The sequence below is a fragment of the Streptomyces sp. SolWspMP-5a-2 genome, from assembly GCF_900091845.1.
In the GTDB taxonomy this organism is placed as follows: domain Bacteria; phylum Actinomycetota; class Actinomycetes; order Streptomycetales; family Streptomycetaceae; genus Streptomyces; species Streptomyces doudnae.
In genome coordinates this window covers 37,702-59,179 of sequence record NZ_FMCI01000206.1, presented here as the reverse complement: position 1 = coordinate 59,179, position 21,478 = coordinate 37,702, and the positions used below count along the sequence as shown (strand labels likewise).

Sequence of the window (21,478 nt, the reverse complement as noted above, 5' to 3'; positions counted from 1 at the left end):
GCGGTCAGCGCGGAGGGCGGGCGGGGGCGTCGGGGGGTGCCGACCGCGCGCGGCCCGGCCTGCCCGGCGGCGGCCCGTGCGCGTCCCGGGTTCCGGCGGGCCCGCCCGCGGGTGCGGTCACTTCCCTGTTCCGGCCGCTCCGGCCGTGGAGCGGCGCAGGTCGTGCGAGATCCGCATCCGGCGGCGGGCCTCGGCGCGGTCCACGGGGTGCGCGTCGTCCCACTCGATCGCCTTGCGCATCAGGGCGGCGAGCGCCGGGTCGACGCTCTCCAGGTACCCGGGTTCGCGCATGTAGGAGTAGGAGGTCTGGCCGCCGGTCTGCTCCTCCATGGACTGCACGTTCATGTGGAGCGTCCGGCGGAACCGGCTCGGCTCGCACGAGCCCCGGTGCACCATGTGGTGGTTCATGTAGATGACGTCGCCCGCCTCGCACTCGACGCGGACCTCGCCGTCCAGGGGGCGGGAGCTGTCGGTGGTGACCGCGGCGCGCTCCGCGTCGGTCAGCGGCCGCCGGTGGGACCCGGGGACGGCGCGGAAGGAGGTGTCCTCGGTGAGGCAGACGTTGAACTGCACGTGGAGGGACCTGCCGGTGGGGTCGTACTGCTCGTTGTCGTGCTGGTCCTTGTGCCAGCCGAGTTCGTAGCTCGTGCGCTCCGGTGACCAGAGCAGGTGCGCCGCCCAGAAGCGCAGATTCGGGCCGAGCACGGCATGGCTGAACTCCATGAACCTCTCGTGGCCGAATATGGCGCCGAGGTCGGCCTCGTAGAGGCGGGGGGCGAACATGTTGTCCACTCCCCAGGTGTCCAGGGCGCCTTCCGTCCGGTCGGTGAAGCGGGGCACCGTCGGCGCGTCGAACGACATGGGGTCGGCGCGGACCTTGCTGACGACGCGCTCACTGGCCGCGCGCATCCGCGCGACCTCGTCGGCGGTGAACACACCGCGCATGACGGTGAAGCCCTGGGCGGTGAACCGGTCCACGTGCGCCTGCAGGTTCTCCTCGGTGACGTTCTGCACCACGACGAGCCGTCCCTTCTGGTGGGGAGCGATCAAAATCCCGGCGGTCCTGTCCGGGAAAGGCGGGGTGTGCCGGCCTCCGCGGGGAGGCGGCGTGAGCGGGCGACCGGCGTTACCGCCCCGGCGCGGCGGGCGTACCGGTCGAGGGGCCGCTTCCGTACGGCCGTTTTGCGGCACCGTTTCTCCGGGCGGCGGTCCCTCCCGGTTCCGGGACCCTCCGCGGATTTCCTCCGGACGGGGCGGCTCGGCACGGCGACATCCTTCCCATCCGGCCCCGCGCGCAATCGAACCGCCGTCCCGCGACTTCACGCGATCGCGCCCCGGGATCCGTCCGTTCCCGGAATGACGGGTCGATTCGGTGTCCGCGCGCGAAAGCGTCGACGGAAATGGCCGGAAGGGCACGGAGGATCGACCGTTCGCCACCCGTCGGCGACGGCGACCGATGCCCTCGGGGGCGGCGGAGAGAGCGGAACGCCCGGCGCCCCGCGGTCGGTCATCTGCTGGTGAAGGTGAATTCAAACATGTCGTTCAGGCCGTTCCTGAGGAAGCCCGCGCACTCCCGGTAATGGGTGACCTGCTTCTCGTACTCCGTCACTCCCGCGATGGCGACGGCCGCCTCCCTGTTGCGTTCGAGGTTCGCCACGAAATGGTCGAGCGTTCTGGCGTAGTCCGGCGCCAGCGAGGCGGACACCTCGACGTCGAACCCGGCACGCTCCCCCCTCTCGACGATCCGGTCCCTGGATATGACGCGGAACATCGGGCGGTCCGCCGTGACCGTGAGCATCACCATGACGCCGTCGTCCGGCAGCAGGCGGCGGCAGTGCGGCAGAAAGGACTCCTTGTCCTTGAACGTCTCGAACGCGTTGACGCAGATGATCCTGTCCACCGGTTCGGTGAAGTCCTCCCAGGACTGGAGGCGGAAGTCGATCCGCCGGTCCTCGGGGACCCCCTCCTGGCTCCGGCAGGCGTGGGCGTGCTGCTCAGGGCTGAGGGTGAGACCGATGACGCGGCCCCGGTACTCCTCGGCGGCGAGCCGCGCGGCCGCTCCCCATCCGCAGCCTATGTCGAGGACGCGGTCCGACGGTCGAATGCGGCACTTGCGCAGGACTTCCAGGTTCTTGGACAGCTGGGCGCCGTCGAGGGAGGCGTCGTCTTCGCCGAAGTATCCAGAACTGTGGTTCAGCTGGGAGTCCATGTACAGGCGGGCGTATTCGGTCTTGATCATCATCGGAAGCGCACCCTTTCGCGATGCTCGACGACGCATGCACACAGAGGGAAACCTGCCCGATTTAGAGGTTTTTGTTAGGCGCGGCGGGCGCGGCTGTCGGCACAGCGAGAGGGCTGCCGGGCGGTTTCCGGGGATTCCCGCACTCTCCGGGATCCTGCGCCTGCTTGTCTACCCGCCCGGCCTCGCCGTGTCCACCGCCGTACACCCCGCCTCTTCTCCGCGAGGAGGAAATCACGCCGGAAGTCCGTGTATACATCAACTGCCGAGCCGCGTTTATGGCCAGTTCACCACCCTTTCCGCCGGGGAACGGCGGTCGCCCGCACTCCGGATCAAGACTTTCGCGGTCTGGTCCGCACTCTCGGTGGCATGTACAGTCAGGCGCTGCCGCAGGGGTGAAAAGGCACTCCTGAGCGCTCGTCACCGGTTCAGGCCCGTGCCGTGCGGCCCGGTCGCCGCCGAGCCCGCGGGCGCGGAAGACGGACACGTCACGGAGTCCGGCACGCGTTCCCGGCGGACGGCGGTGGAAGTGCGAAGCGGAGAAGTACGGAAGTCGGCCCCTGACGCGGCGCATTCCGCGCGGGAGGCCGATGAGTTCAGCGAGGCGCCGTGCGGGGCGATCCACTGCCGCGCGCGGTGGCGGACCGCACATCGCGCGAAGGGGTGTCAGTGGGACGGTTCGACTTCGAGGTCTTCGGGACCGCCATCTCCCCCAGGTCCGACGACCACGACCCCCTGAAACTCGTCACCCGGAACGCCGACCTGGCGGAGGGCAACGGGCTGGACGGGCTGCTCATCTTCTACAACCACACGACCTTCGACCCCTGGATCACGGCCGGTACGATCCTGCACACCTCGCGCTCCCTCACCCCCATCGTCGCGCTCCAGCCCTACGCGACCCCGCCGTTCACCGCGGCCAAGACGATCCACAGTCTGGTGCGCCTGCACGGACGGCGCGTCGACGTGAACCTGATAACCGGCGCGGCCCGGGAGGAACTCGACCAGGTCGGCGAACCGCTGGACCACGACGGGCGCTACGAGCGCGCGATCGAGTACGCGGGCATCCTGCGGAGCCTGCTCTCGGCGGACCAGCCCCTGACCCATGAGGGCCGGTACTACCGGTACCGGAATCTGCGCGCCCACGCCCGGCTCGCCCCCGACCTGACGCCGCGTGTCTTCGTGGCGGGCTCCTCCCCCTCCAGCCGGAGGGCCGCGGCGGCCGTGGGCGACGTCGCCATCACCCACCCGGAACCCGTGGAGCGGTTCTCCTCGACGTTCCTCGACGGACCGGGACCGCGGCCGGGGATCGGCATCCGCGTCGGCATCGTGGCGCGGGAGACCGGGGACGAGGCGTGGTCGGCGGCGCGCGCCCGCTACCCGTCCGACCGCCGCGCCGAACTGCAGGTCGCGATGAAGCGGCGCTCGGAGTCCGACTGGAGCCGTCGGCTGGCCCGTCTCGCCGGGCCCGACGGCGTCCATGACGAGGTGTACTGGACCGGCGCCTACCGGTCGGGGAAGGGCTCCACCCCGCTGCTGGTCGGCGCGCACCGCGAGGTGGCCGACTACCTGGAGCGCTACCTCGCGCTCGGCGTCGGCACCGTCATCCTCGGCGGTGCGCTCGACGAGGAGGAACTCCGCAACATCTCCCGCGTCATGGCCGACCTGCGCGGTCGCTGAACCGGCCCGGTCGGCGCAGGGGGCCGGGCGCGACGCGTCATCGGAGCCCACGGACCGCCTGCCGCCTGGTACCCGCTACCTGCCCTGCCGCCTGCCGCCTGCCGCCGCACGAATCCACGGAGGAGCATCATGGTCCAGCGCGAAGATCTCCTGACACCGGACAACGATGTCGTGGCCCCGCCGCGGGAGGGCGCCAGAGCGCCGCTGATGTGGTCCCAGGAGATGTACTGGTACGCGTACCATCTGCCGCTGCCCGTCGTCGACAGTGCCAAGATCCAGTTGACGGTGCCGCTGCCGGATCCGGGACTCGCGGAGGACGTGGTCCTGGACGCCGTCCGGCGCCTGATGACCCGGCACGAGGCGCTGCGCACCCTCTATCCGACGGATCCGACCGGCACGCCCTACCAGTTGGTGGTCGACCGGTTCGACGATCCGGTGCCGCTGCGTCGGCGCGGGAACGAGCCCGAGGACGTCGAGGCCGTCTTCCACGATCTGTTCCTGTCGCCCATGGACCAGGCCACGGAGCTGCCCGTGCGCGTCGGCTGCACGCTGAACGGGGAACGCGTGGCCACGCTCGTGCTGCTGCTGAACCACATCTCCGCGGACGCGGCCAGCCTGCCCCTGCTGCGCGCGGACCTCAAGCGGTACCTGGGCCTCCCCGACGGACAACCGCCGACGGCACCCGAGCCCGCGGGGGCCACGGCGACGCAGCCGGCCACCGTGGCGCGACAGCAGCGGTCGGGGACACGTGACTCGGCGCAGCTCAAGGCCCTCCGGTACTGCCGCGGTGTTCTGGAGTCGGCTCCCGGCGTGCAGTTCCCCCGCTTCCGAACCGTCTCGGTCGTCGACCCGGCCAACGGCATCGAGAGCCACTACCGCCGGGTCTCCCTCCAGTCGTCGCAGCTCTTCGCCGCCTTCCGGAGGATGCGCGAGGGCACCGACTTCAGCGTGCCCGCGCAGATATCCGCCGCGTTCACCATGGCCGTCGCCGCGCTGTCCGGCAATCCCCGGACCGTCGTCAAGATGAACCTGTCCAACCGCTTCCGCGAGGTCAGGGACTCCGTCGGCTGTTTCTTCCAGGAAGCCCTGGTGTCGGTCGACCCGCTGCCCGGGGCGACCGTGCACGAGCTGATGGCCGCCACCAAGAAGCGGATCTTCGTGGGAGCACGGCACGCGCAGTACTCCTATCTGGCGTTCCGCGACCTGAAGGCGGAGGTGGAGTCCGAGCGCGGCCGTACCGTCCGGCTGGGGACGATCCTCAACTGCAGCGACCAGTTCGCCACCAGGCTGGCGAACCCGAACGTCCCGGAGGGGACGCCGGAGATCCGCCCCCGTCTGCTGAAGAACCTCGAGTGTCTGTGGCGCGACGAGTACACCGACCTCTGTCTCAAGAGCTTCGCGGCGGACGGGGAGGTGGTCCTGGATCTCGTCGCGCACAGGTCGGTGATCGAGCAGGACGAGATCGAGAGGATGCTCGTCGGGATGGAGCGGTTCCTGATCGCCCTGAGCGAGGAACCGCACCTGGCGGACGCCACCGTCGCGGAGGTCGTCGAGCGCTTCGGGTTCCCGGTCGCCTCCTACGGCGAGGAATGGGTGCACGTCGACCACAGTTGGGTGGACACGGCCAAGCTGGCCCGCGTCATCCGCTCGGTCGCGGGGGTCGGGGCCGCGTCGGTGGGCCTCGTGGAGCGTCCTTCCGGGGAGCCCGCTCTCGTCGCGCGTCTCGTCGCGGACCCGTCGATCCGGGCGGAGGTGGAGGCGCACGTGCTGGCCGTGGCGCGTGAGGAACTGGACGTGATGTGCCCGCACGCGTACGTGTGGTGCGACGCGCTTCCGGACGCCGACGCCTCTCCCCCGGCCGAAGAAGGCGAGCCCGCGGGTACCGGGACCCCGGCGGAGGCGGGGTCCGGATCCGACCGGCCCGGCGCCGAGGCCCGTGACCGGGCGTTCGCGGCGGCCGTGTCGCTGGCGCTCCGCGGCGCTCCGGTCGACCTGGACTCCTGCTACGTCCGCCAGGGCGGCACCGCGGTGATGGCACCCGCGGTGGTACGGCGGCTCGATCGACTGGGGTACACCGGCCCCACCCCGGACGACCTGCTGGGACCGTGGCCGCTGCGGGTCGTGGCGGGGCTCTGCGTGCCGGGCCGGGACAAGACCGCCGGCTGAGCCGACGGAGCCCTGCCGGGCACAGGATGTGGCACCTGGGGGCCGTCGCGCGTCAGGAGTTCGTGATCGCGCGCAGGTCGGCCGGGGTGAGGTGCCGTCCCTCCGCCTCGGCCACGAGCACCGACTCCGCCCCGCGCAGCAGGGCCTCGGTCGCGGGACGGCTCACGGCGCGGCCGTCGCCCCGGGCGAAGAAGCCGATGTGGTTCCGGTAGGGGCGGATGCCGAGGTACAGGTCCGTGGTGCCCGGCACCGGTCGCGCGATCCGGCGGAAGCGGGAGTGCGTCACCTCCGCCATCGGCTCCCCGATCCCGGGATCGGGGTCGGCCGACAGCGCTCTGCTGTTGGTGAGGTTGAGGAACAGGCGTGGGGCGGCGGGCTCGGTCCCTTCGCTCCGCAACCGCTGCCGCAGCGCGTCCAATGCCTCCGGGGCGTACGCCGCGTTGCGGTAGGCGGGCAGCAGGGCTCGGGCGGTCGCGTCCAGCACGGCTCCGAAGCTCCCGTCGTCCGTGTCGACGCCGACCGTGACGGACTGGGAGAGCGGGCCGACCATGCCCCGGGTGGCGCGTGCGAAGCGGTTGTGGACGTAGACGCCGAAGTGGTGCCGGGTCACCCCGTGCCGGGCCGTGAGCGCGGTGAGGACGGCGGCCGTCAGGACCGCGTGGACGGAGACGCGGCGGCGGGCGGCCGCCTCGCGCGCCGCCCGGTGCGCGGCGGGCGACTCGAAGACGGTCTCGTGGAAGGGGTGGCCGCCGGGCGGCACGGCGGTGTCGGCGTGGCCGTCCGTGAACAGCGGCGGCGCGGGCAGCGTCAGCGAGCGGCTCCAGTACTCCATCGCGCGCTCGGACCGGCGTCGGCCCTCGGGGCTCCGCTCCCAGGCGTGCTGCTGGGCCAGTTGCCACGGATCGGGCGTCAGCGCGCCCTCCCTGCCCCACAGCAGGGCGAGCAGCTCCTCCTTGAACAGGCTGAGCCCCCAGTCGTCCAGGGCGATCGGGCTGAAGAGCACGGCGACGCGACGGACCGTGTCGCCCTCGGTGAACAGCGCGATCCGCAGCGGCCGCGCGTCCAGGGTGAAGAGTTCCTCGCGCATCTCCCCGTAGAGGTGGCGGTGGACCCCGGCCGCACCGTCCTGCGGGACCGGCGCGACCTCGACGGGCAGGCGCCCGCTCCCGGCGACGGTCGCCAGGGGGACGCCCTCCGCGTCCGCGCCGAAGGTGGTGCGCAGCGTGTCGTGACGGGTCACCACCGTGCGCAGGCTGCGCAGGGTCTCCTCGACCCCGGGGCGCAGGGGCGCGGGCAGGGCGAGGTGCAGCGGCACGTAGACGTGCCGTCCCTCGGGGAGTTCGAGCATCATCCGCCGGAAGCGCTGCTGTCCCCAGGTCAGTCCGTGGGTGCCCCGGCCGGCGTCGTCGAAGGCGAGGTACCGGGTCGACGACCGGTGTGCGGCGTTCACGTCAGGGTTCCTCCTTCCGGTCCGCCTCCGGGAGCGTGTAGCCGCGTGCCTGGGTGGTGAAGAGTTTCCAGTAGCGGCCCCGCCGGTCCATGAGGGCGTCGTGGGTGCCCTGTTCGGAGACGCGGCCCTTCTCGAGGACCACGATGTGGTCGGCCATGTACACGGTGGAGAAGCGGTGGGTGACCAGCACGGTGACGCCGGACTCGCGTCCGCCGGTCTCCTGGGTGAACCGCTCGTACAGGTCGTGCTCGGCCTGGGGGTCGAGGGCGGCGGTGGGTTCGTCGAGCACCATCAGGGCCGCGTCGCGGCGGACGAAGGCGCGGGCGAGGGCGACGCGCTGCCACTGGCCCCGGGAGAGTTCGACGCCGCCGTGGACCCGGCCGAGCTGGGTGTCCCCGGCGTCCGGGAGGGCGGCGACGAAGCGGTCGGCGCCCGCGCGGCGCAGCGCGTCGTCCACCGCCTCCGGGGGCGCGCAGGTGTCGCCCGGGGCGCCGACGGCGACGCTCTCGCGGGCGGTCAGCTCGAAGGCGACGAAGTCCTGGAACGCTCCCGTACAGCGGTCGCGCCACGACTCCGGTGCGATCGCGGTGACGGGGACGCCGTCGACGGTCATGGTGCCCCCGGTCGGCTCGTGCATCCCGATGAGCAGGTTCACCAGCGTCGACTTGCCCGCGCCGTTGTCGCCCACGAGCGCCACGGTGGTGCCCGGCCGCAGGTCCAGGTCGATGCCGGTCAGGGCGGGCGTGGCGGCACCGGGGTAGGTGAAGGACACCGCGTCCAGGCGGATCCCGCCGGTCAGGGTGCGCGGGGCGCTCGCGCCGGAGCGCCGCGCCTCCCGCGCGTACGCGCGCAGCCAGAGGTAGTGGCTGAGGGCCTGGCACGCCTCGGAGACCTTGCCGAGGCTGTCGACGGTGATGCGGACCTGGGAGCGCAGCCTGCTCCCCAGGGTGAGGGCGAGCATCAGGTCGCCGAGGGTGGCGGAGCCCTGGAGCGCCAGGTGCAGGACGAGGGCGAGCGCGCCCAGGTAGCTGACGGTGAAGCAGGCCCATCCGGCCAGCCGCCAGCAGGAGGCCACCAGGTCGGCGCGGTAGAGGGTGCGGACCGACGCCGTCCACGCGCGGTCGGCCTCCTCGTCGAGGACGGCACCCGCGCCGGTGATCCGCGCCTCCTGGCTGGTCGCGGAGTCCACGCACAGGTGGTGCAGGCCGCGTTCCAGACGCTGGTGCTCGGCGCCCGCGTCCCTGGCCGCCCGGAGCACGGCCTGCGCGCGGTGCCCGGTCCACAGCGGCGGCAGGGTCAGCAGGGCGAGCAGGCCCATGAGGACGGAGACGTCCATGAGCAGCCAGACGGAGATCACCACGCTGGTGACGGTGGCGGCGGCGTCGGCCAGCCGCCAGGCGGAGGCGGAGAGCGCGGGGGTGCCGCGGCGCAGCACGCTGAGGCGGTTGAGGAGGCCGGGGGTCTCCAGGTGGTCGAGGGAGGGGATGGTGGCGACGGACGTCAGCACCTCCTCGCTGATCTTGACGTCCACCCGGTCGGAGAGGTCGACGAGGATGTTCGCCTGGACGCGTCCGCAGGCCGCGGTGAGGGCGTAGCCGACGGCGCCGGCGGCGACCGCGCCCACGAGTCCTGAGAGGGTGTCGAGGCCGACCGAGTCCACCAGCCAGCGCTGGCTCAGGCCGGTCAGGGCGACCGCCACCGTCTGGCTGAGCATCAGCGCCGTCAGCAGGAGCGTCATCGTGCGGTCGGTGCGCCAGGTCAGGCGGACGAGGTGGCCCAGGACGAAGACGCGTCCGGCGAGCGGCGCCGTGCGGGTGGTCCGTGGTTCGGTCATCGGTGGGGCCCAGCCAATCGTGAGAACCCGTCTGCCGGGTCGGGTCGACGCGGATGCGGTGCGGTGCGCTGTGCACGGGCGCGGGCGCGGGCGTGGAGGGGGCGGGCGCGGAGGGGGCGGGTGCCCGTGGCCGGGCGGTCCCGCCGCTCCCCCGGCCGGACGTCACGTCGTGGCACGGCGGCCGGGTCCGGGGCGGGACGCCGGGGTGTCGGGACACCGCCCACCGGAGACGGGTGGGCACACAACTGCGCGGCCCGTTGGGCTCGTCGGCCGGTCGGACGCCCCGGGCACGGGCGGTTGCCGGTGGTCGGCTCCCGGCGCCGGTGCCCCGCGCACGGTCCGTGCCCCCGGCGGACCGCCGCCCCGGCCGCGCCTCACGGCGTCGACCTCGCGGGATCGCGGTCCTGGCCGGTGGTCGCGCCGCGGCCCTGCGCGGGGAGGGTGGCGCGGTCCGCGCCGAACCGGGCGGCCTGGAGGCGGAACAGCCGTGCGTAGCCGCCGTCGGCCGCCATCAGGGCGTCGTGCCCGCCCTCCTCCACGACCCGGCCGTCCGCGATCCGCACGATGCGGTCGGCGCGGCGGATCGTGGACAGCCGGTGGGAGATGAGCACGACGGTGGTGCCGCGGGCCGCCGCGGTGATGCGGTCGTGGAACTCGGCCTCCGAGGTGACGTCCAGGTGGGCCGTGGGTTCGTCGAGGACGAGGAGGTCGCGGCCGTGGTCGATGGCGAACAGGGCGCGGGCGATGGCCAGTCGCTGCCACTGGCCCCCGGAGAGGTCGACGCCGTCGCGGAACTCCGAGGAGAGCCGGGTGGCCCGCCCCGCCGGGAGGCTGTCGGCCAGGTCGGCGGCGTCGGCGCGGCGCAGGGCGCGGTCGACGCCGTCGAGGTCCTGGCGGTGCTCGGGCGCGCCGAGCGCGACGTTGTCGGCGAGGCTCAGCGGATAGCGGTTGAACTCCTGGAAGACCACGCCGATCCGGCGCCGCCATGCCTCGGCGTCGAACCCGGCCAGGTCGGCGCCGTCGACGGTGACGCGGCCGGACGTCGGGGTGTACAGGCCGGTGAGAAGTTTGATGAGCGTGGTCTTGCCCGCTCCGCTGTCGCCGACGATCGCCAGCGTCTCACCGGCGCGGATGCGCAGGTCGATGCCGTCGAGGACGGGCTGTCGCGCGCCCGGGTACCGAAAGCGCACCCCCTCGAAGCGGATGTCGGCCGGGGCGGGTCCCGGCCGGGCCTTCCCCTCGGCGGCGCTCTGTGCGGTGTCGCCGACGGCAGCCGCGGCCCGCAGGGCGTCGAGGGCACGCACCGCCTCCAGGCCGTGCGTGATGTCGTAGGCCTCCATGCCCATCGAGCTGATGCGGAAGACGACGGTGACGGCGACCAGGCAGGTCACCAACTCCCCGGTGCTCAACTCGCCGTGCAGCGCCGCGAGTCCGGGGACGCCCATGCCGAGGGCGGCCGAGGAGAGCGCGAGCAGAATGGTGATCCACTGCCGGGACAGGACCGTGCGGCGGGTCAGCCAGACGTCGCTCGCCCAGGCCAGTGCCTCGCGGGTCCTGCGGCGGACCACGAAGCCGCCCAGGGCGAAGAGGCGGACCTCCTTCCCGGCCGCGCGGCCCGCGCTGATCTCCGACCAGTACCGCGTGCGGCGTGCCTCGGCCTCGCGCGCGTTGCTGACGGCGGCCAGGCCCATCCACTGCCGTCGCACGACGGCGCGGGCGGTGAGCGAGGCGGCCAGCAGCAGCACGGCGGTCACCGGGAAGAACCGTGCCAGCAGGGCGGTGGCGACGACGGCGGACAGGAGCCGGAAGGTCAGGGTGAGCTGGCCGACGGCTGCCGCTCCGGGTGAACGGCGCGCGGTGGGGCCGATGTCCGAGGCGCGGCTGATGTCGTCGGCCTCGGTCAGCGGGAGGGTGGCGTCGGCGGCCCGCAGGACGAGGCGGCGCGTCTCGCGCAGGGTCTCGCCGTCCAGGCGTCCGGCCACCAGCCGCTGGATGCTGTCCCGGAAGGCGACCGAGACCTCGTCGGCGAGCAGGAGCGCGCCGAGCACGGCCAGGGGCCAGCCGACGGAGGCGAGCGAGGCGCCGTGGCCGAGGACGGCCGCCGCCTCGGCGGCCAGCCAGCCGGTGGCGAGCGCGTTGACGGTCGGCCAGAGCATGGTCAGGGTGTGACTGGCGACGAGGGCCGCGGTGAGGCTGATCGGGCGGGCGCCGAGCGCCATCCGCAGCAACCGCGTCCGCTCGGCGGCGAGTCGGGCGGCACCGGCCAGTCTCCTGGTGGGCCCTGGGTGGGTCTTCCCGTCGGTGTTCGCGGCGACCACTCCTTGTCTGACCTTCGGTGAACGGAACCGCCGGGCCGTCCGGTCGCCCGGCTCGGCCTCCCGCGGTGCACGGTCGGCGCCCGGGGCCGAGGCGCCCGCGCTGTCCGTGGCGGGCGCGGCGTCCGTGGCGGGCGCGGCGTCTGTGAGGGGCGCGGTGTCGCAGGTGCCTGGGCCGACCACCGGCTCGTCCGTGGCGTCCGCACGGGCCGTCCGGTCCGGCGCGGGCGTGGCGCGCGGTGTGTGCTCCGGGGGCGGGTCCGGACGCGGGTGCCCGCTCATGAGCGGTCGGTCGGGTCGGGACCCGCCAGGTCCGTCGTCGCGAGGTACTCCTCCAGGGGCCGGTCGAGGCAGAGGTCCGCGGCGGCACGGGCCGCGGGCGATGAGCCCTGGACCGCGATGCCGAGGCGGGCGCCCGCGAGGAGACCCGCGTCGTTGTCCCCGTCCCCGAAGGCGACCACCCGGGAGAGGCCGTCCCGTTCGCCGAACCGGTCCGTGAGCAGGGCGGCCAGGCCGACGGCCTTGCCCCGTCCGGCCGCGGTGAGCAGGGTCGCGCCGAAGCCGCGGAGCGCGCGCCCTTCCGTGCCGGGCGGTTCCGGTGGCTTCTCGCCGAAGACCATCAGCCGGGTGCTCGGACCGGTCGGCGGCCCGATGCCTATCGCGTCGCGTGGGACGCCGTGGGCCACCGCGTACGCGACGGCCGCCCGGCGGGTCGAGGCGAGCAGACGGCCGTCGCAGGACGCGACGACGTCCGCGCACGCGCGCCGCACCCGGGCGACGGCGTCGGCCGGCAACGCGGCCACCGCCCGGTGCCGGTCCTGTCCGCGGTCGTACACGAGGTCCCCCTCCTCCAGAAGCACTTCGGGGTGGCAGAGGTCGAGCACGCGGTCGGCGTCCCGCCAGCGGCGGAAGGAGGGCAGCGAGCGTCCCGTGACGAGGACGGGCAGCAGTCCCCGGCCGCGCAGGCGCGCGATTCCGGCCACCGTCGCGCGCGGGATGCGTCCCTCGGCGTCGAGCAGGGTGCCGTCGAGGTCGAAGGCGGCGTAGCGCGGAACGCCGCTCTGGCGCGGCGCCGCCGGAGCGGGGTCCTCCGTCGCCGGTCCCGTGAGGTCCGGGAAGTCGGTGCTGATGGCGTGCCTCCCTGCTGGGTCCGGATCCGGTCGGTGCGGCGCCGGATCCTCACCCGGCGGGGAGAACTCCGGGCCGTCGCCCGGCACATTCGGCGGGCGCGGGGAAAACGCCGGAGAAACGGCGACAATCGGCCGACATTCGCGCGTCGAATGCACGCGCGGCCCGCGGTGCGCCATCGGCACAAAATGCCCCATTCATGCGTCCGCCCCGGATGATTCGGATCGGTGGATTCGGGCATCATACATGCTTGGTGGTGCCAACTTCCAGGCATTGCAACCCAGTTAGCGTGTACGTATCCTCGACTGCCTGGGTATGCATGAGGTGTGAGCGCGTGACAGCAGAGGTCGAATAAGAAACCATCGCGAGGACTTCATGAGCAGAAGCGACATAGACGACAAGGTTCGCCAGCAGGTGGGCTCCGCTCTGGGCAAGCCCGCCGATTTCCCGGGAGGCGACCTCCTGGCCGACCGCGGCCTCGATTCCCTGACCAGCATTCAGTTGACTCTCTCGCTGGAGGACGACTTCGACATCGTCTTCGCCGACGACGAGATCAGCCTGGAACACTTCGCCACCATCGACACGATCGTGCAGCTGCTGGAGACGAAGATCGACGGCTAGGACGCCCAATTCGCAGGTCAGGACCGTGTGTTCGCTGTCGGCACGGTGTCCCACGCGCGGCCCGCGGCGGCTCGCGCCCGTCGCCCGCTCCGCTTTCGGCGCGTCCGGTCCCGTGGAGGCGGAGCGGTCGGCGGTTGCGCGCGGGCGCCTTCCCGCCACCGCGGTATTCCTTCCGTGCGGGCCACATCTTTTGGCGTTCTTTCGCGTTCCGATTCGGCGTGCTGCGGGAACGGCCGTCCCATCTCGCCCGCGTCTTTTCCGCGTGACTCTCCCGCCGTCCGGGGGAGAAAGAAAGCTGGGCGCGCGGGAATAGGGGGCTGTCGCGGCACGGTCCACGACCGGCGAAGTCAGTAATCCTTCTCACGGTGCCGTGGGGCAGGGTGCACCGAAAGACCGGGCAACTGAGGGAGACACGTGACTGCGGAAAAGGATCCGTCCATCACCGGGCGCCCCGGGGACGACGTGTGGAGCTTTGTCGAACTGATCGCCACCCATCAGGGGATCGACGCGCCACCGGACGAACGCGCGGAACTCATCAGGCGTCCTGATTTCGACCACGGACGGCTCGTGGAACAGGCGATGCGGCACGGGCTGCTGGCCGCGCTCGCCGATCTCCTCAACCGCCACGGACTGCGGCGCGATCTGCCCGCGCGGCTGCGGGCGCCGGTGATGGCCGCCCTGCGCCACAACGAGTACCGCGCCCACTTCCTCACCACCGAGGCGGCGCGGCTCGCCGGGACGCTGGCCGAGGCGGGGCTCACCTGTGCCTTCACCAAGGGCGTGGTGCTCCAGAACAGCCTGTACGCGGTGCCCGGCATCCGGAACTTCAACGACGTCGACCTGATGATCGCGCCCGGTGACCGCGAGCCCGTGCGGGCCGCCCTGCTGGACGCCGGTTTCACCGCGGGCACCGACTTCGACCCGGGGACCAAGGAGCTGCGGCCCCTCTCCCGCGGCGACGCCCGGATGTACCAGATGTCCCCCGACCACTGGCCGCACTTCCACCGTCTGACCGGTGACCTGGGCGTGCCGGACGTCGCGGTGGACGTCGCCAACAGCCTCACCTGGCACGGCGGGCCGTGGCAGGTCCCGATGGACGGGGTGATGGCGGGCGTGGTGCCGGCCCGGGTCACCGACGAGGTCACGCTGCCCACGCTGTCGCCCGTGGACACCTTCCTCTTCCTCTGCCTGCACGTCTTCCGGGAGAGCTGGATCGTGCGCACCGCGCGCCGCAAGGACGTGTCGCTGGCCCAGTTCGTGGACGTCGTCCGCCACTGGACGCTCCAGCCCCCGGGGACGCGCGCCGAGATCGCCGCCGCCGTCGCCCGGCTCGGACTGGCCGACCCGATCGCCTGGATCTGCGGCCACACCGACACGCTCTTCGGCAGCGGGATCGTGGCGGAGCTGGGGCTGTCCGGCCACGCGCGGCCCGAGTGGCTGGCGAGCGCGGGCGCGGGGCCCGGACAGCGGCTCGTGTGGAGCGGGGACATCCGCGAACGGCTGCGGACGCCCGCGCCGTGCGACTTCACGGCCGCGGTGGCGTCGTAGCGTCCACGGTGCGTCCCGGCGGCGCCGGGCCGTCCGCCTGACGTGCTCACCGTCCCGGCGGCACGGCAGTGTCCGCCGGACCTCCGCACCCTCCCGGGGACGCCGGAAGGTCCACCCGGCCGCACCGAACCGGCGGCGCCGCTGAGGCCACCGCCCGTCCCCACCAGCCCCGCGGCACAGCGACGTCGGCCGGGCCGCAGCGTCCCGGCGGCACCGGAACGTCCACCCGGCCCCGCCACCCCCGCCGCACCGGAGCATCCACCGCGCCTCCCCGCCGGCCCCGCGCCGCCGCGACGTCGGCGCGTCTTCCGTGCCGTCCGTTCTCCGGTCCCCGGGCGTGTCACGTTCTGCCCTCCCCTACAGCAGGGTGACCGCGCGGTCCGCCCAGGAGAGCGTGCCGTTGGCGGTCCACAGGCGGTCGTTGGAGTAGTTGAGGGCGGCGGAGCGCAGGTCGCGGAAGGTGCGTTCGAGGGGCAGCGGCGACTCGGCGCCGTAGCCGGTGGCGAGCCCGGCGAGCTGCACCATCCGGTCCGCCGCCCTGAACGTCAGCTCGGACGCGGCGAGTTTGAGGGTGTTCAGATGGATCTGGACGGACGGCACGTCGAGTCGGCCTCCGCGGGCGCGGATCCGGCTCACCTCCTCGGTGACCTTGCCCAGGTACGCGCTGACCAGTTCCAGGTCGAGGCGTATCCGGGCGATCCGCTCCTGGACGAGCGGCGAGGCGGCGTCCGGGCCCCCGGCCGCCGTCCGCGCGCGGTGATCCAGCGGACGAGCCCCGCGAGGGCCGCGCGGGCGGCGCCCAGCCAGCAGGCGCTCCACGCCAGGTGTCCGACGGGGACCATGCTGTCGGCCGCCGCCTCCCGGAACCTGCCCCGCTCCCCGATCACGCACTCCGGTGCCACCCGCCCGGTGAGACGGAGCCCCACGCTGTCCGTGCCGCGCATGCCCATCGTCCGCCAGGCGCCGGTCTGTTCGACCTTCAGGTCCTCCCGTCCGGCGTAGAGCAGGGTCACCTCGTGGGCCGCCGCGTCGGGGCCGTCGCGCAGGGTGATGAGGAATCCGTCCGCGTGCAGTCCGCCGGTGACCACCGGTGCCTCGCGCTCGACGGCGAGGCCGTCCCCGGTGCGCAGGGCGTCCCGCGCGGTGAGCAGGTGGCCGCCCTTGCCCGCCTCCGTGGTGACCGAGGCGAGGTAGACCTCCCCGTCCGCGATCCGCGGCAGCAGTGAGGCCCGCAGTTCGGGTGTGGCGTGCCGGACGACGAGGTCGGTCTGCTGGCAGTGCATGGCCCAGTTCATCGCCGTGGAGAGGCAGCCGCCCGCGAACCGCTGGGCCAGCGAGGTCAGTTCGGCCAGGCCCGCGCCCATGCCCCCGTACTCCGCGGGGACGAGGAGGCCGAGGTAGCCGCGGCGGCGCAGCTCCGCGAAGCCCTCGGCCGGGAAGCGGCCGCGCGCGTCCACATCGGCCGCGTGCGCGCTGAGCACGGCCACCACGTCCGCCACGTCGCTCTCCGGCACCGGTTCCTCTTCTCTCTGGGTCATGGACGCGTCTCCGTCAGGCCGAGGCGGCGGACCGAGGTCACCGTGCCCGCCTCGTGCACGACCTCCACGGGCAGCGGATGGCTCAGGAAGCCGACCAGGCTCGCGGTCAGGCCGTACGCGCCGACGTTCGGCACGGCCAGCAGGTCGCCGGTCCTGGCGTCCCCGATGTCGGCGGACCGGTTCAGCACGTCGAGGGGCGTGCACAGCGGGCCGACCAGGGAGACCGGCGACGGTTCCGTGGGGAGCGGCCCACCGGCGGCGGGCGCGAGGCGGTAGGGGCGGGCGTCGGGTGCCCGCAGCCGTCCCAGGCCGGAGAGGCCGCCGAGGGTGTGCACGCCCGCGTCGAGGACCGCGAAGGTCCGCCCGCGGGTCTCCTTCACGTCGAGGACCTCGGTCACCAGGGTCCCGGCGGCGGCGACCAGGTAGCGCCCGGACTCGAAGGCGAGCCGCACGGCGTCCCCGGCGCCGGGGAAGTGGGCCGCGACCGCGCCGCGCACGGCCTCGGCGAGACCGGGATGGCGGCCCGCCTCGCCGGGTACCGCCTGGGGCGCGGCGAAGCCTCCCCCGAGGTCGAGCAGATCCGGGACGAAGCCGCTCTCCCGGCAGACGGCCGCCGACGTCCGCACCGCCTGCTCGAACTCGGCGAGCAGCCCCTTCTCGTCGGCGACGTTGGTGGCGAAGTAGGTGTGGGTGCCGATCGGGCGGGTGTGCTCGGCGGGCGTCAGCAGCGAGCGGATCGCCGCGCCGTCGGCGACGTCGACCCCGAAGGGCGAGGCGGCGCCCGTCATCCGCAGCGAGCCGCTCTCGCTGCCCGCCGGGCCGTTGAGGCGGACCAGGTAGGAGCAGACCGTGTCCGCCTCCCGGGCGAGGGTGTCGAGCCGGGCCCGGTCGGTCGGCGACTCGACGGAGAAGGTGCGCACCCCGGCGGCCAGCGCGGCGCGCAGCGCTCCGGTGGACTTGCCGGGTCCGGTGTAGAGGACGCGGTCCGGGGCGTGTCCTGCGGCACGGGCGGCGTGCAGTTCGCCGACCGAGCTCACCTCGGCCTCGCAGCCCTCGGCGCGCAGCGCCTCCACGACGCGCGGATGGGGGTTGGCCTTGAGCGAGTAGTAGACGCGCGCGCCGGACGGGACGTCGTCGCGCAGCGCGGTCGCGGCCCGGCGGACGGCCGCGAGGTCGTAGGCGTACAGCGGTGTGCCGTACCGGGCGGCGAGTTCTCTCAGAAACTGGTGGTCGGTCACCTTCCGCCTCTCTCTTGCAGTGCCGCCCGGTCGACCTTCCCGTTCGGGGTGAGCGGCAGACGGCTCAGGGTCAGGCACCGGTCGGGGCGTCCGGCCGGGCCGAGGCGCGCGGTGACGCCCTCGACGACCGTGTCCGGCTCGGCGGTGCCCGTGATCCAGAGGGTGAGCCGTTCGCCGGGCGGTTCCGGCGGCAGGCAGGCGGCCTGTGCGACGCCGGGGACGTCGAGGGCGGCGCTCTCGACCTCCTGGCAGCTCAGCCGCAGGCCCCGGCGCTTGAACAGGTCGTCGCGCCGTCCCTGGAAGTACAGCCGTCCCTGGGCGTCGAGCCGCCCGAAGTCGCCGGTGCGCAGGGCCCGTCCGGCTCCGTCCGGCGCGGGGACGAAGCGTTCGCGCTGGCGGGCCGCGGCCTCGTCGCCCCAGTAGCCGTCCATCACATGGGGTCCGGCGACGACGATCTCGCCGGTGGCGCCGGGCGGGACCGGCTCGCCGTCGGGGCCGAGCAGGAACAGCCGGGTGCCGGGCAGCGGGCGGCCGACCGTCCCGGGGTGGGTCAGGTCCTCGTCCGGTTCGGCGACCGTGATGCGCTTGCACTCGCTCATGCCGTACATGCAGATCAGCGCGGCTCCGGGGAACGCGGCGCGGACCCGGGCGGCGTCGGGTCCGACGAGGGCGGCCCCGGTGTTGGTCAGCAGCCGTACCGCCGTCGGGCGGCGGTCGCGGTCGGCGAGCTGCGCCAGGAGCAGCCCGAGGGTGGGGACGACGGGGACGACGGTGGCGCCGCTGCGCCGGATCTCGACCAGTTCGCGGGCGGAGGCCCGGCCCGGCGGGTACACCACCTCGGCTCCGGCGAGCACGGTGAGGAAGAGCTGGTAGAGGCCGTAGTCGAAGGAGACCGGCACCCGGCAGTGGACGATGTCGGCCGGTCCGTAGCCGACGCGTGCGGCGATCGCGCGCGCGGCCCAGACGACGGCGCGGTGCGGGCAGACGATGCCCTTGGGGCGGGCGGTGGTGCCTGAGGTGTAGAGGAGCATCGCCGGGTGGTCGGGGGGCACCTCGGGCAGGTCGGTGGCGGGCGGGGTCCCGGCCCAGTCCGGGGCGGTGACCGGGACGTCGGTCAGCGGGGCGATCCGGGCGACCCTCTCCGGGGCGGCGACGACCGCGGCGGGCCGCGCGTCGTCGAGCAGGTGGCGCAGTTGGTAGGCGGAGGCGTCCTCGGCGACCGGGACGACGACGACACCGCGGGAGAGCGCGCCGAACAGCAGCGCGGCGAAGTGCCGTCCGCCGGGCAGCGCGCACAGCAGCCGCTCGCCGTGCCCGGCGCCGAGGCCGTCGAGCCAGGCGGCGGCGCGCCGTGCCTGGTCGGCCAGTTCGGCGTACGTCCAGGCGCCCTCGTGGTCGCGCACGGCGGGGCGTCCCGGACGGGTGCGCGCGGTGTCCGCGAGGAGGTCGTGGACGCACCGCGCCCCGGTGTCCGGCGCCGCGACCCCGCTCACGGCCGCTCCAGGAGCGGCGCCCGCCCGGCGCCGGCCGCGAGCGCTCCGACGACTTCCCGGACGCTCTCGCGGACGGTCCTCGCCCCGTCCGCCGCCCAGCCCAGGTACCACCGCAGGGCCGCGAGGTCGGTCGCCGCGAGCTGGCGCACGTAGCGCGGGGTGGGGACGAAGTACAGCTCCAGGACCGGGACGACGGCGCGTAGTTCGGCCCGGGTGAGGGGTCGTCCGCCCGCGGCGCCGAGCAGCAGGTCGGTCCCGAGGCGGTGGTGGACCCGGAAGCTGCCCCGGCCCGCCCGCGCGAGGAACAGCAGGCCGCGGGCCAGGTCGTAGACGCGGGGCCGGACGTCGACGCCGTCCCAGTCGAGGAGGGAGACGAGGGTGCCGTCGTCGTCGAAGACGAGGTTGGAACCGGCGAGTTCGCCGTGGGTCAGGGTGGTGGGCAGCGCCTGGTAGGAGGCGAGGTCGAGTTCGGCGCGGGCGCGCCGGTGGGCGCCGCGGTAGGCGTCGGCGGTCTCCTCCCAGAGGGCGGCGCCGACGAGGTCGCGGACCAGGGCACCGAGCCGGTCGAGGGCCTCCGCGTCGGCGCCGAGCCAGAACTCCATGTCCTGGATCGGGTTCCCGCCGGCTTCCGGCAGTCCGTCGAGCGGCACCGCGTGGACGGCGGCGATCACCTCGGCGGCGGCGCGCAGGTCCGCGGCGTCCCCGTCGGCGGCGGGGCGTCCGGCCACGTAGCGGCGCAACTGCCACAGCGCGCCGTGCGCGGCGGCGGTGGGACGGCCGTCCGCGGTGCGCAGCAGCGGTTCGACCGGCACGCCGTGTGCCGCGGCCCGGAGCACGGCCGCGTCCTGGAAGGCCAGCCAGCTCTCCTGACCTGGTCTGCCGAGGCGTTTGAGGGTGTAGGGGCCGTCCGCCGCGGTGAAGCGCCAGACCTGGTTGGGGCTCTCGCGCACCAGCAGCTCGACGGACCGGGGTTCCAGGCCGTACGCCGTGCCGACGACCTCGGGCACGGTGGGACCCGGGTCCGGCCGCCAGGCGCTCATGCGCCGACCGTCGCGGTGCCCGAGGCGTCCATCGCCGCGACCAGGTCGTGCAGGCGTCCGTCGCAGTGCCGCGCCGGGTCCCACCGCAGCCGGAAGACCGGGCGGGTGCCGACGAGTGCGGCCAGGTCGGATCGCGCGGGCGCTGTCGGCCCGGGTGCCGGGTCGGCGGCCAGCCACCGGCTCCGGTAGTCGGGGTCGGGGTACAGCAGGTAGGGGGCGAGGGCGGTGACGGCGTCGGCGGCGTCCAGCCGGGTGAAGGCCGGTTCCGGGCAGGCGGCGCGTTCCAGGACGACGAGGACGTCGGGGCGGGTGACCGGGGTGAACGGGGCGCCCAGCAGGTCGTGCACCTCGCTGTTGCTGAGCCAGACCTTGTCCGCGCCGGGCGCGGGCCGCTCGGGTGCGGGGGCCGCGTCCGCGCGGAACGGGTTGATGGCCCGCACGGGCGCGTGGCCGCGCAGGGCGTCCAGGATGCCGAGCGCGGAGACGGCGCCCGCCCCGAGCCGGGTGGACATGGGCAGGCCGACGGCGTGGGGTCCGTCCGGTGCGGGGACGAGGAGGGCGCGGTCGGTGGCGACCACGCGGCCGCCCCCGCGGCCCAGCCACACGGCCGACGAGGTCTTTCCCGCACCGGCGTCGCCGACGAGGAACACCCCGCGCCCGCCCGGCCGTCGGGCCGCGGCGCCGTGGAACATGAGGCCGCCGTCGCCGAGGACCGCCTCGCGCACCAGCTCCCTGATCGTGCGGCCCGCGAGGAGGCCGAGGTGCGCCGGGTCCCGGGCGACCAGGGCCCAGGAGCGGAAGTCGCGGGTGATCAGCGTGTGCGGACGGGCGGTGGGCCGCGCCGCGACGAGGACGGTCTCGCCGTCGGCGCCGCGGTGTTCGTCGTACCACTCCCCCGTGAAGGCCTGGCGGCGGCCGGTCGGTGGGCCCGGGGGCAGTCCGGCGGACGGGTCGGGTCCGGGCAGGACCCACAGGTCGGCCACCGGCAGCGGCGCCGGGGGGACGAGGTCGGGTGCGACGGTGTGGTGCTGGCTGGCGAGGTGGTCGCGGACGCCCGGGTCGGTGGTGCGCACCCGCAGCCGCAGGCGGTACCAGCCCACGTCGAGGGGTGGGAGGGTGGTGCTCCGTTCCGCCCGGCCGGTCAGTGACGCGTAGAGACTCATGCAGTGCCCGATTCCTGGAGGCGGCGGA

Annotated in this window: 16 protein-coding genes; 4 read left to right on the top strand and 12 right to left on the bottom strand. The window is 74.0% G+C overall.

Annotated elements, in window-relative coordinates:
- Positions 1–117: 117 nt before the first annotated feature.
- Both GA0115242_RS21275 and GA0115242_RS21270 read right to left on the bottom strand, forming a co-directional pair.
- Entirely contained in the window at positions 118–1,050 is a 933-nt protein-coding gene (locus tag GA0115242_RS21275) for a phytanoyl-CoA dioxygenase family protein (RefSeq protein ID WP_093830836.1), read from the bottom strand.
- Between the two features lie 457 nt (positions 1,051–1,507).
- Positions 1,508–2,242 (bottom strand): class I SAM-dependent methyltransferase, encoded by a 735-nt coding sequence (locus GA0115242_RS21270; protein WP_176729871.1) that lies wholly within the window; start codon positions 2,240–2,242, stop codon positions 1,508–1,510.
- Positions 2,243–2,908: 666 nt separating this feature from the next.
- Between GA0115242_RS21270 and GA0115242_RS21265 the strand changes: the two genes are divergently transcribed.
- Both GA0115242_RS21265 and GA0115242_RS21260 read left to right on the top strand, forming a co-directional pair.
- The gene (locus GA0115242_RS21265; RefSeq protein ID WP_161353219.1) at positions 2,909–3,916 is read left to right on the top strand and encodes an LLM class flavin-dependent oxidoreductase; all 1,008 of its coding nucleotides are present in this window, start codon (positions 2,909–2,911) and stop codon (positions 3,914–3,916) included.
- 129 nt (positions 3,917–4,045) lie between these two features.
- Complete coding sequence (locus tag GA0115242_RS21260; RefSeq protein ID WP_093830830.1) at positions 4,046–6,082, top strand: condensation domain-containing protein; 2,037 nt, start codon at positions 4,046–4,048, stop codon at positions 6,080–6,082.
- A gap of 52 nt (positions 6,083–6,134) precedes the next feature.
- On the opposite strand, the gene GA0115242_RS21255 is transcribed toward GA0115242_RS21260, so the two are convergent.
- The 4 genes from GA0115242_RS21255 to GA0115242_RS21240 all read right to left on the bottom strand — a co-directional run bounded on the left by GA0115242_RS21255 (position 6,135) and on the right by GA0115242_RS21240 (position 12,898).
- The gene (locus GA0115242_RS21255) at positions 6,135–7,532 is read right to left on the bottom strand and encodes a condensation domain-containing protein (protein ID WP_093830828.1); all 1,398 of its coding nucleotides are present in this window, start codon (positions 7,530–7,532) and stop codon (positions 6,135–6,137) included.
- A gap of 1 nt (position 7,533) precedes the next feature.
- Positions 7,534–9,366: an ABC transporter ATP-binding protein gene (locus GA0115242_RS21250; RefSeq protein ID WP_093830826.1), complete on the bottom strand. Its 1,833-nt coding sequence runs from the start codon at positions 9,364–9,366 to the stop codon at positions 7,534–7,536.
- A gap of 374 nt (positions 9,367–9,740) precedes the next feature.
- Positions 9,741–11,963, bottom strand: coding sequence for an ABC transporter ATP-binding protein (locus GA0115242_RS21245; RefSeq protein ID WP_093830824.1), 2,223 nt, complete (start codon positions 11,961–11,963; stop codon positions 9,741–9,743).
- Positions 11,960–12,898: an HAD family hydrolase gene (locus GA0115242_RS21240; RefSeq protein ID WP_107461448.1), complete on the bottom strand. Its 939-nt coding sequence runs from the start codon at positions 12,896–12,898 to the stop codon at positions 11,960–11,962. The genes GA0115242_RS21245 and GA0115242_RS21240 overlap by 4 nt, the downstream gene beginning before the upstream one ends.
- 286 nt (positions 12,899–13,184) lie before the next feature.
- Between GA0115242_RS21240 and GA0115242_RS21235 the strand changes: the two genes are divergently transcribed.
- Positions 13,185–13,430, top strand: coding sequence for an acyl carrier protein (locus tag GA0115242_RS21235; protein ID WP_093830820.1), 246 nt, complete (start codon positions 13,185–13,187; stop codon positions 13,428–13,430).
- Between the two features lie 414 nt (positions 13,431–13,844).
- Positions 13,845–14,978 (top strand): nucleotidyltransferase family protein, encoded by a 1,134-nt coding sequence (locus tag GA0115242_RS21230; RefSeq protein ID WP_141721698.1) that lies wholly within the window; start codon positions 13,845–13,847, stop codon positions 14,976–14,978.
- 357 nt (positions 14,979–15,335) lie between these two features.
- On the opposite strand, the gene GA0115242_RS41775 is transcribed toward GA0115242_RS21230, so the two are convergent.
- The 6 genes from GA0115242_RS41775 to GA0115242_RS21205 are packed head-to-tail and all read right to left on the bottom strand — an operon-like array spanning position 15,336 to position 21,450.
- Complete coding sequence (locus tag GA0115242_RS41775) at positions 15,336–15,677, bottom strand: acyl-CoA dehydrogenase family protein (RefSeq protein WP_256089493.1); 342 nt, start codon at positions 15,675–15,677, stop codon at positions 15,336–15,338.
- Positions 15,611–16,516 carry an acyl-CoA dehydrogenase family protein gene (locus GA0115242_RS21225; RefSeq protein WP_256089491.1) on the bottom strand — a complete coding sequence of 302 codons (906 nt, stop codon included), beginning with the start codon at positions 16,514–16,516 and terminating at the stop codon, positions 15,611–15,613. Before GA0115242_RS21225 ends, GA0115242_RS41775 begins: the two co-directional genes overlap by 67 nt.
- A complete protein-coding gene (locus GA0115242_RS21220; RefSeq protein ID WP_161353215.1) occupies positions 16,513–17,754 on the bottom strand; it encodes a type III PLP-dependent enzyme in 1,242 nt (413 codons plus the stop codon). Before GA0115242_RS21220 ends, GA0115242_RS21225 begins: the two co-directional genes overlap by 4 nt.
- The gene (locus GA0115242_RS21215) at positions 17,751–19,247 is read right to left on the bottom strand and encodes a class I adenylate-forming enzyme family protein (protein WP_093830814.1); all 1,497 of its coding nucleotides are present in this window, start codon (positions 19,245–19,247) and stop codon (positions 17,751–17,753) included. The genes GA0115242_RS21220 and GA0115242_RS21215 overlap by 4 nt, the downstream gene beginning before the upstream one ends.
- The gene (locus GA0115242_RS21210) at positions 19,244–20,287 is read right to left on the bottom strand and encodes a phosphotransferase enzyme family protein (RefSeq protein WP_093830812.1); all 1,044 of its coding nucleotides are present in this window, start codon (positions 20,285–20,287) and stop codon (positions 19,244–19,246) included. The genes GA0115242_RS21215 and GA0115242_RS21210 overlap by 4 nt, the downstream gene beginning before the upstream one ends.
- Positions 20,284–21,450, bottom strand: coding sequence for a hypothetical protein (locus tag GA0115242_RS21205; RefSeq protein WP_093830810.1), 1,167 nt, complete (start codon positions 21,448–21,450; stop codon positions 20,284–20,286). Before GA0115242_RS21205 ends, GA0115242_RS21210 begins: the two co-directional genes overlap by 4 nt.
- Between the last annotated feature and the right edge of the window lie 28 nt (positions 21,451–21,478).

Bases quoted from the DNA above. Each gene is read 5' to 3' on its own strand.
- GA0115242_RS21270 (WP_176729871.1), bottom strand. From the start codon at position 2,242: ATGATGATCAAGACCGAATACGCCCGCCTGTACATGGACTCCCAGCTG.
- GA0115242_RS21260 (WP_093830830.1), top strand. From the start codon at position 4,046: ATGGTCCAGCGCGAAGATCTCCTGACACCGGACAACGATGTCGTGGCC.
- GA0115242_RS21245 (WP_093830824.1), bottom strand. From the start codon at position 11,963: ATGAGCGGGCACCCGCGTCCGGACCCGCCCCCGGAGCACACACCGCGC.
- GA0115242_RS21205 (WP_093830810.1), bottom strand. From the start codon at position 21,450: ATGAGTCTCTACGCGTCACTGACCGGCCGGGCGGAACGGAGCACCACC.
- GA0115242_RS21235 (WP_093830820.1), top strand. From the start codon at position 13,185: ATGAGCAGAAGCGACATAGACGACAAGGTTCGCCAGCAGGTGGGCTCC.
- GA0115242_RS21210 (WP_093830812.1), bottom strand. From the start codon at position 20,287: ATGAGCGCCTGGCGGCCGGACCCGGGTCCCACCGTGCCCGAGGTCGTC.
- GA0115242_RS21250 (WP_093830826.1), bottom strand. From the start codon at position 9,366: ATGACCGAACCACGGACCACCCGCACGGCGCCGCTCGCCGGACGCGTC.
- GA0115242_RS21225 (WP_256089491.1), bottom strand. From the start codon at position 16,516: ATGACCCAGAGAGAAGAGGAACCGGTGCCGGAGAGCGACGTGGCGGAC.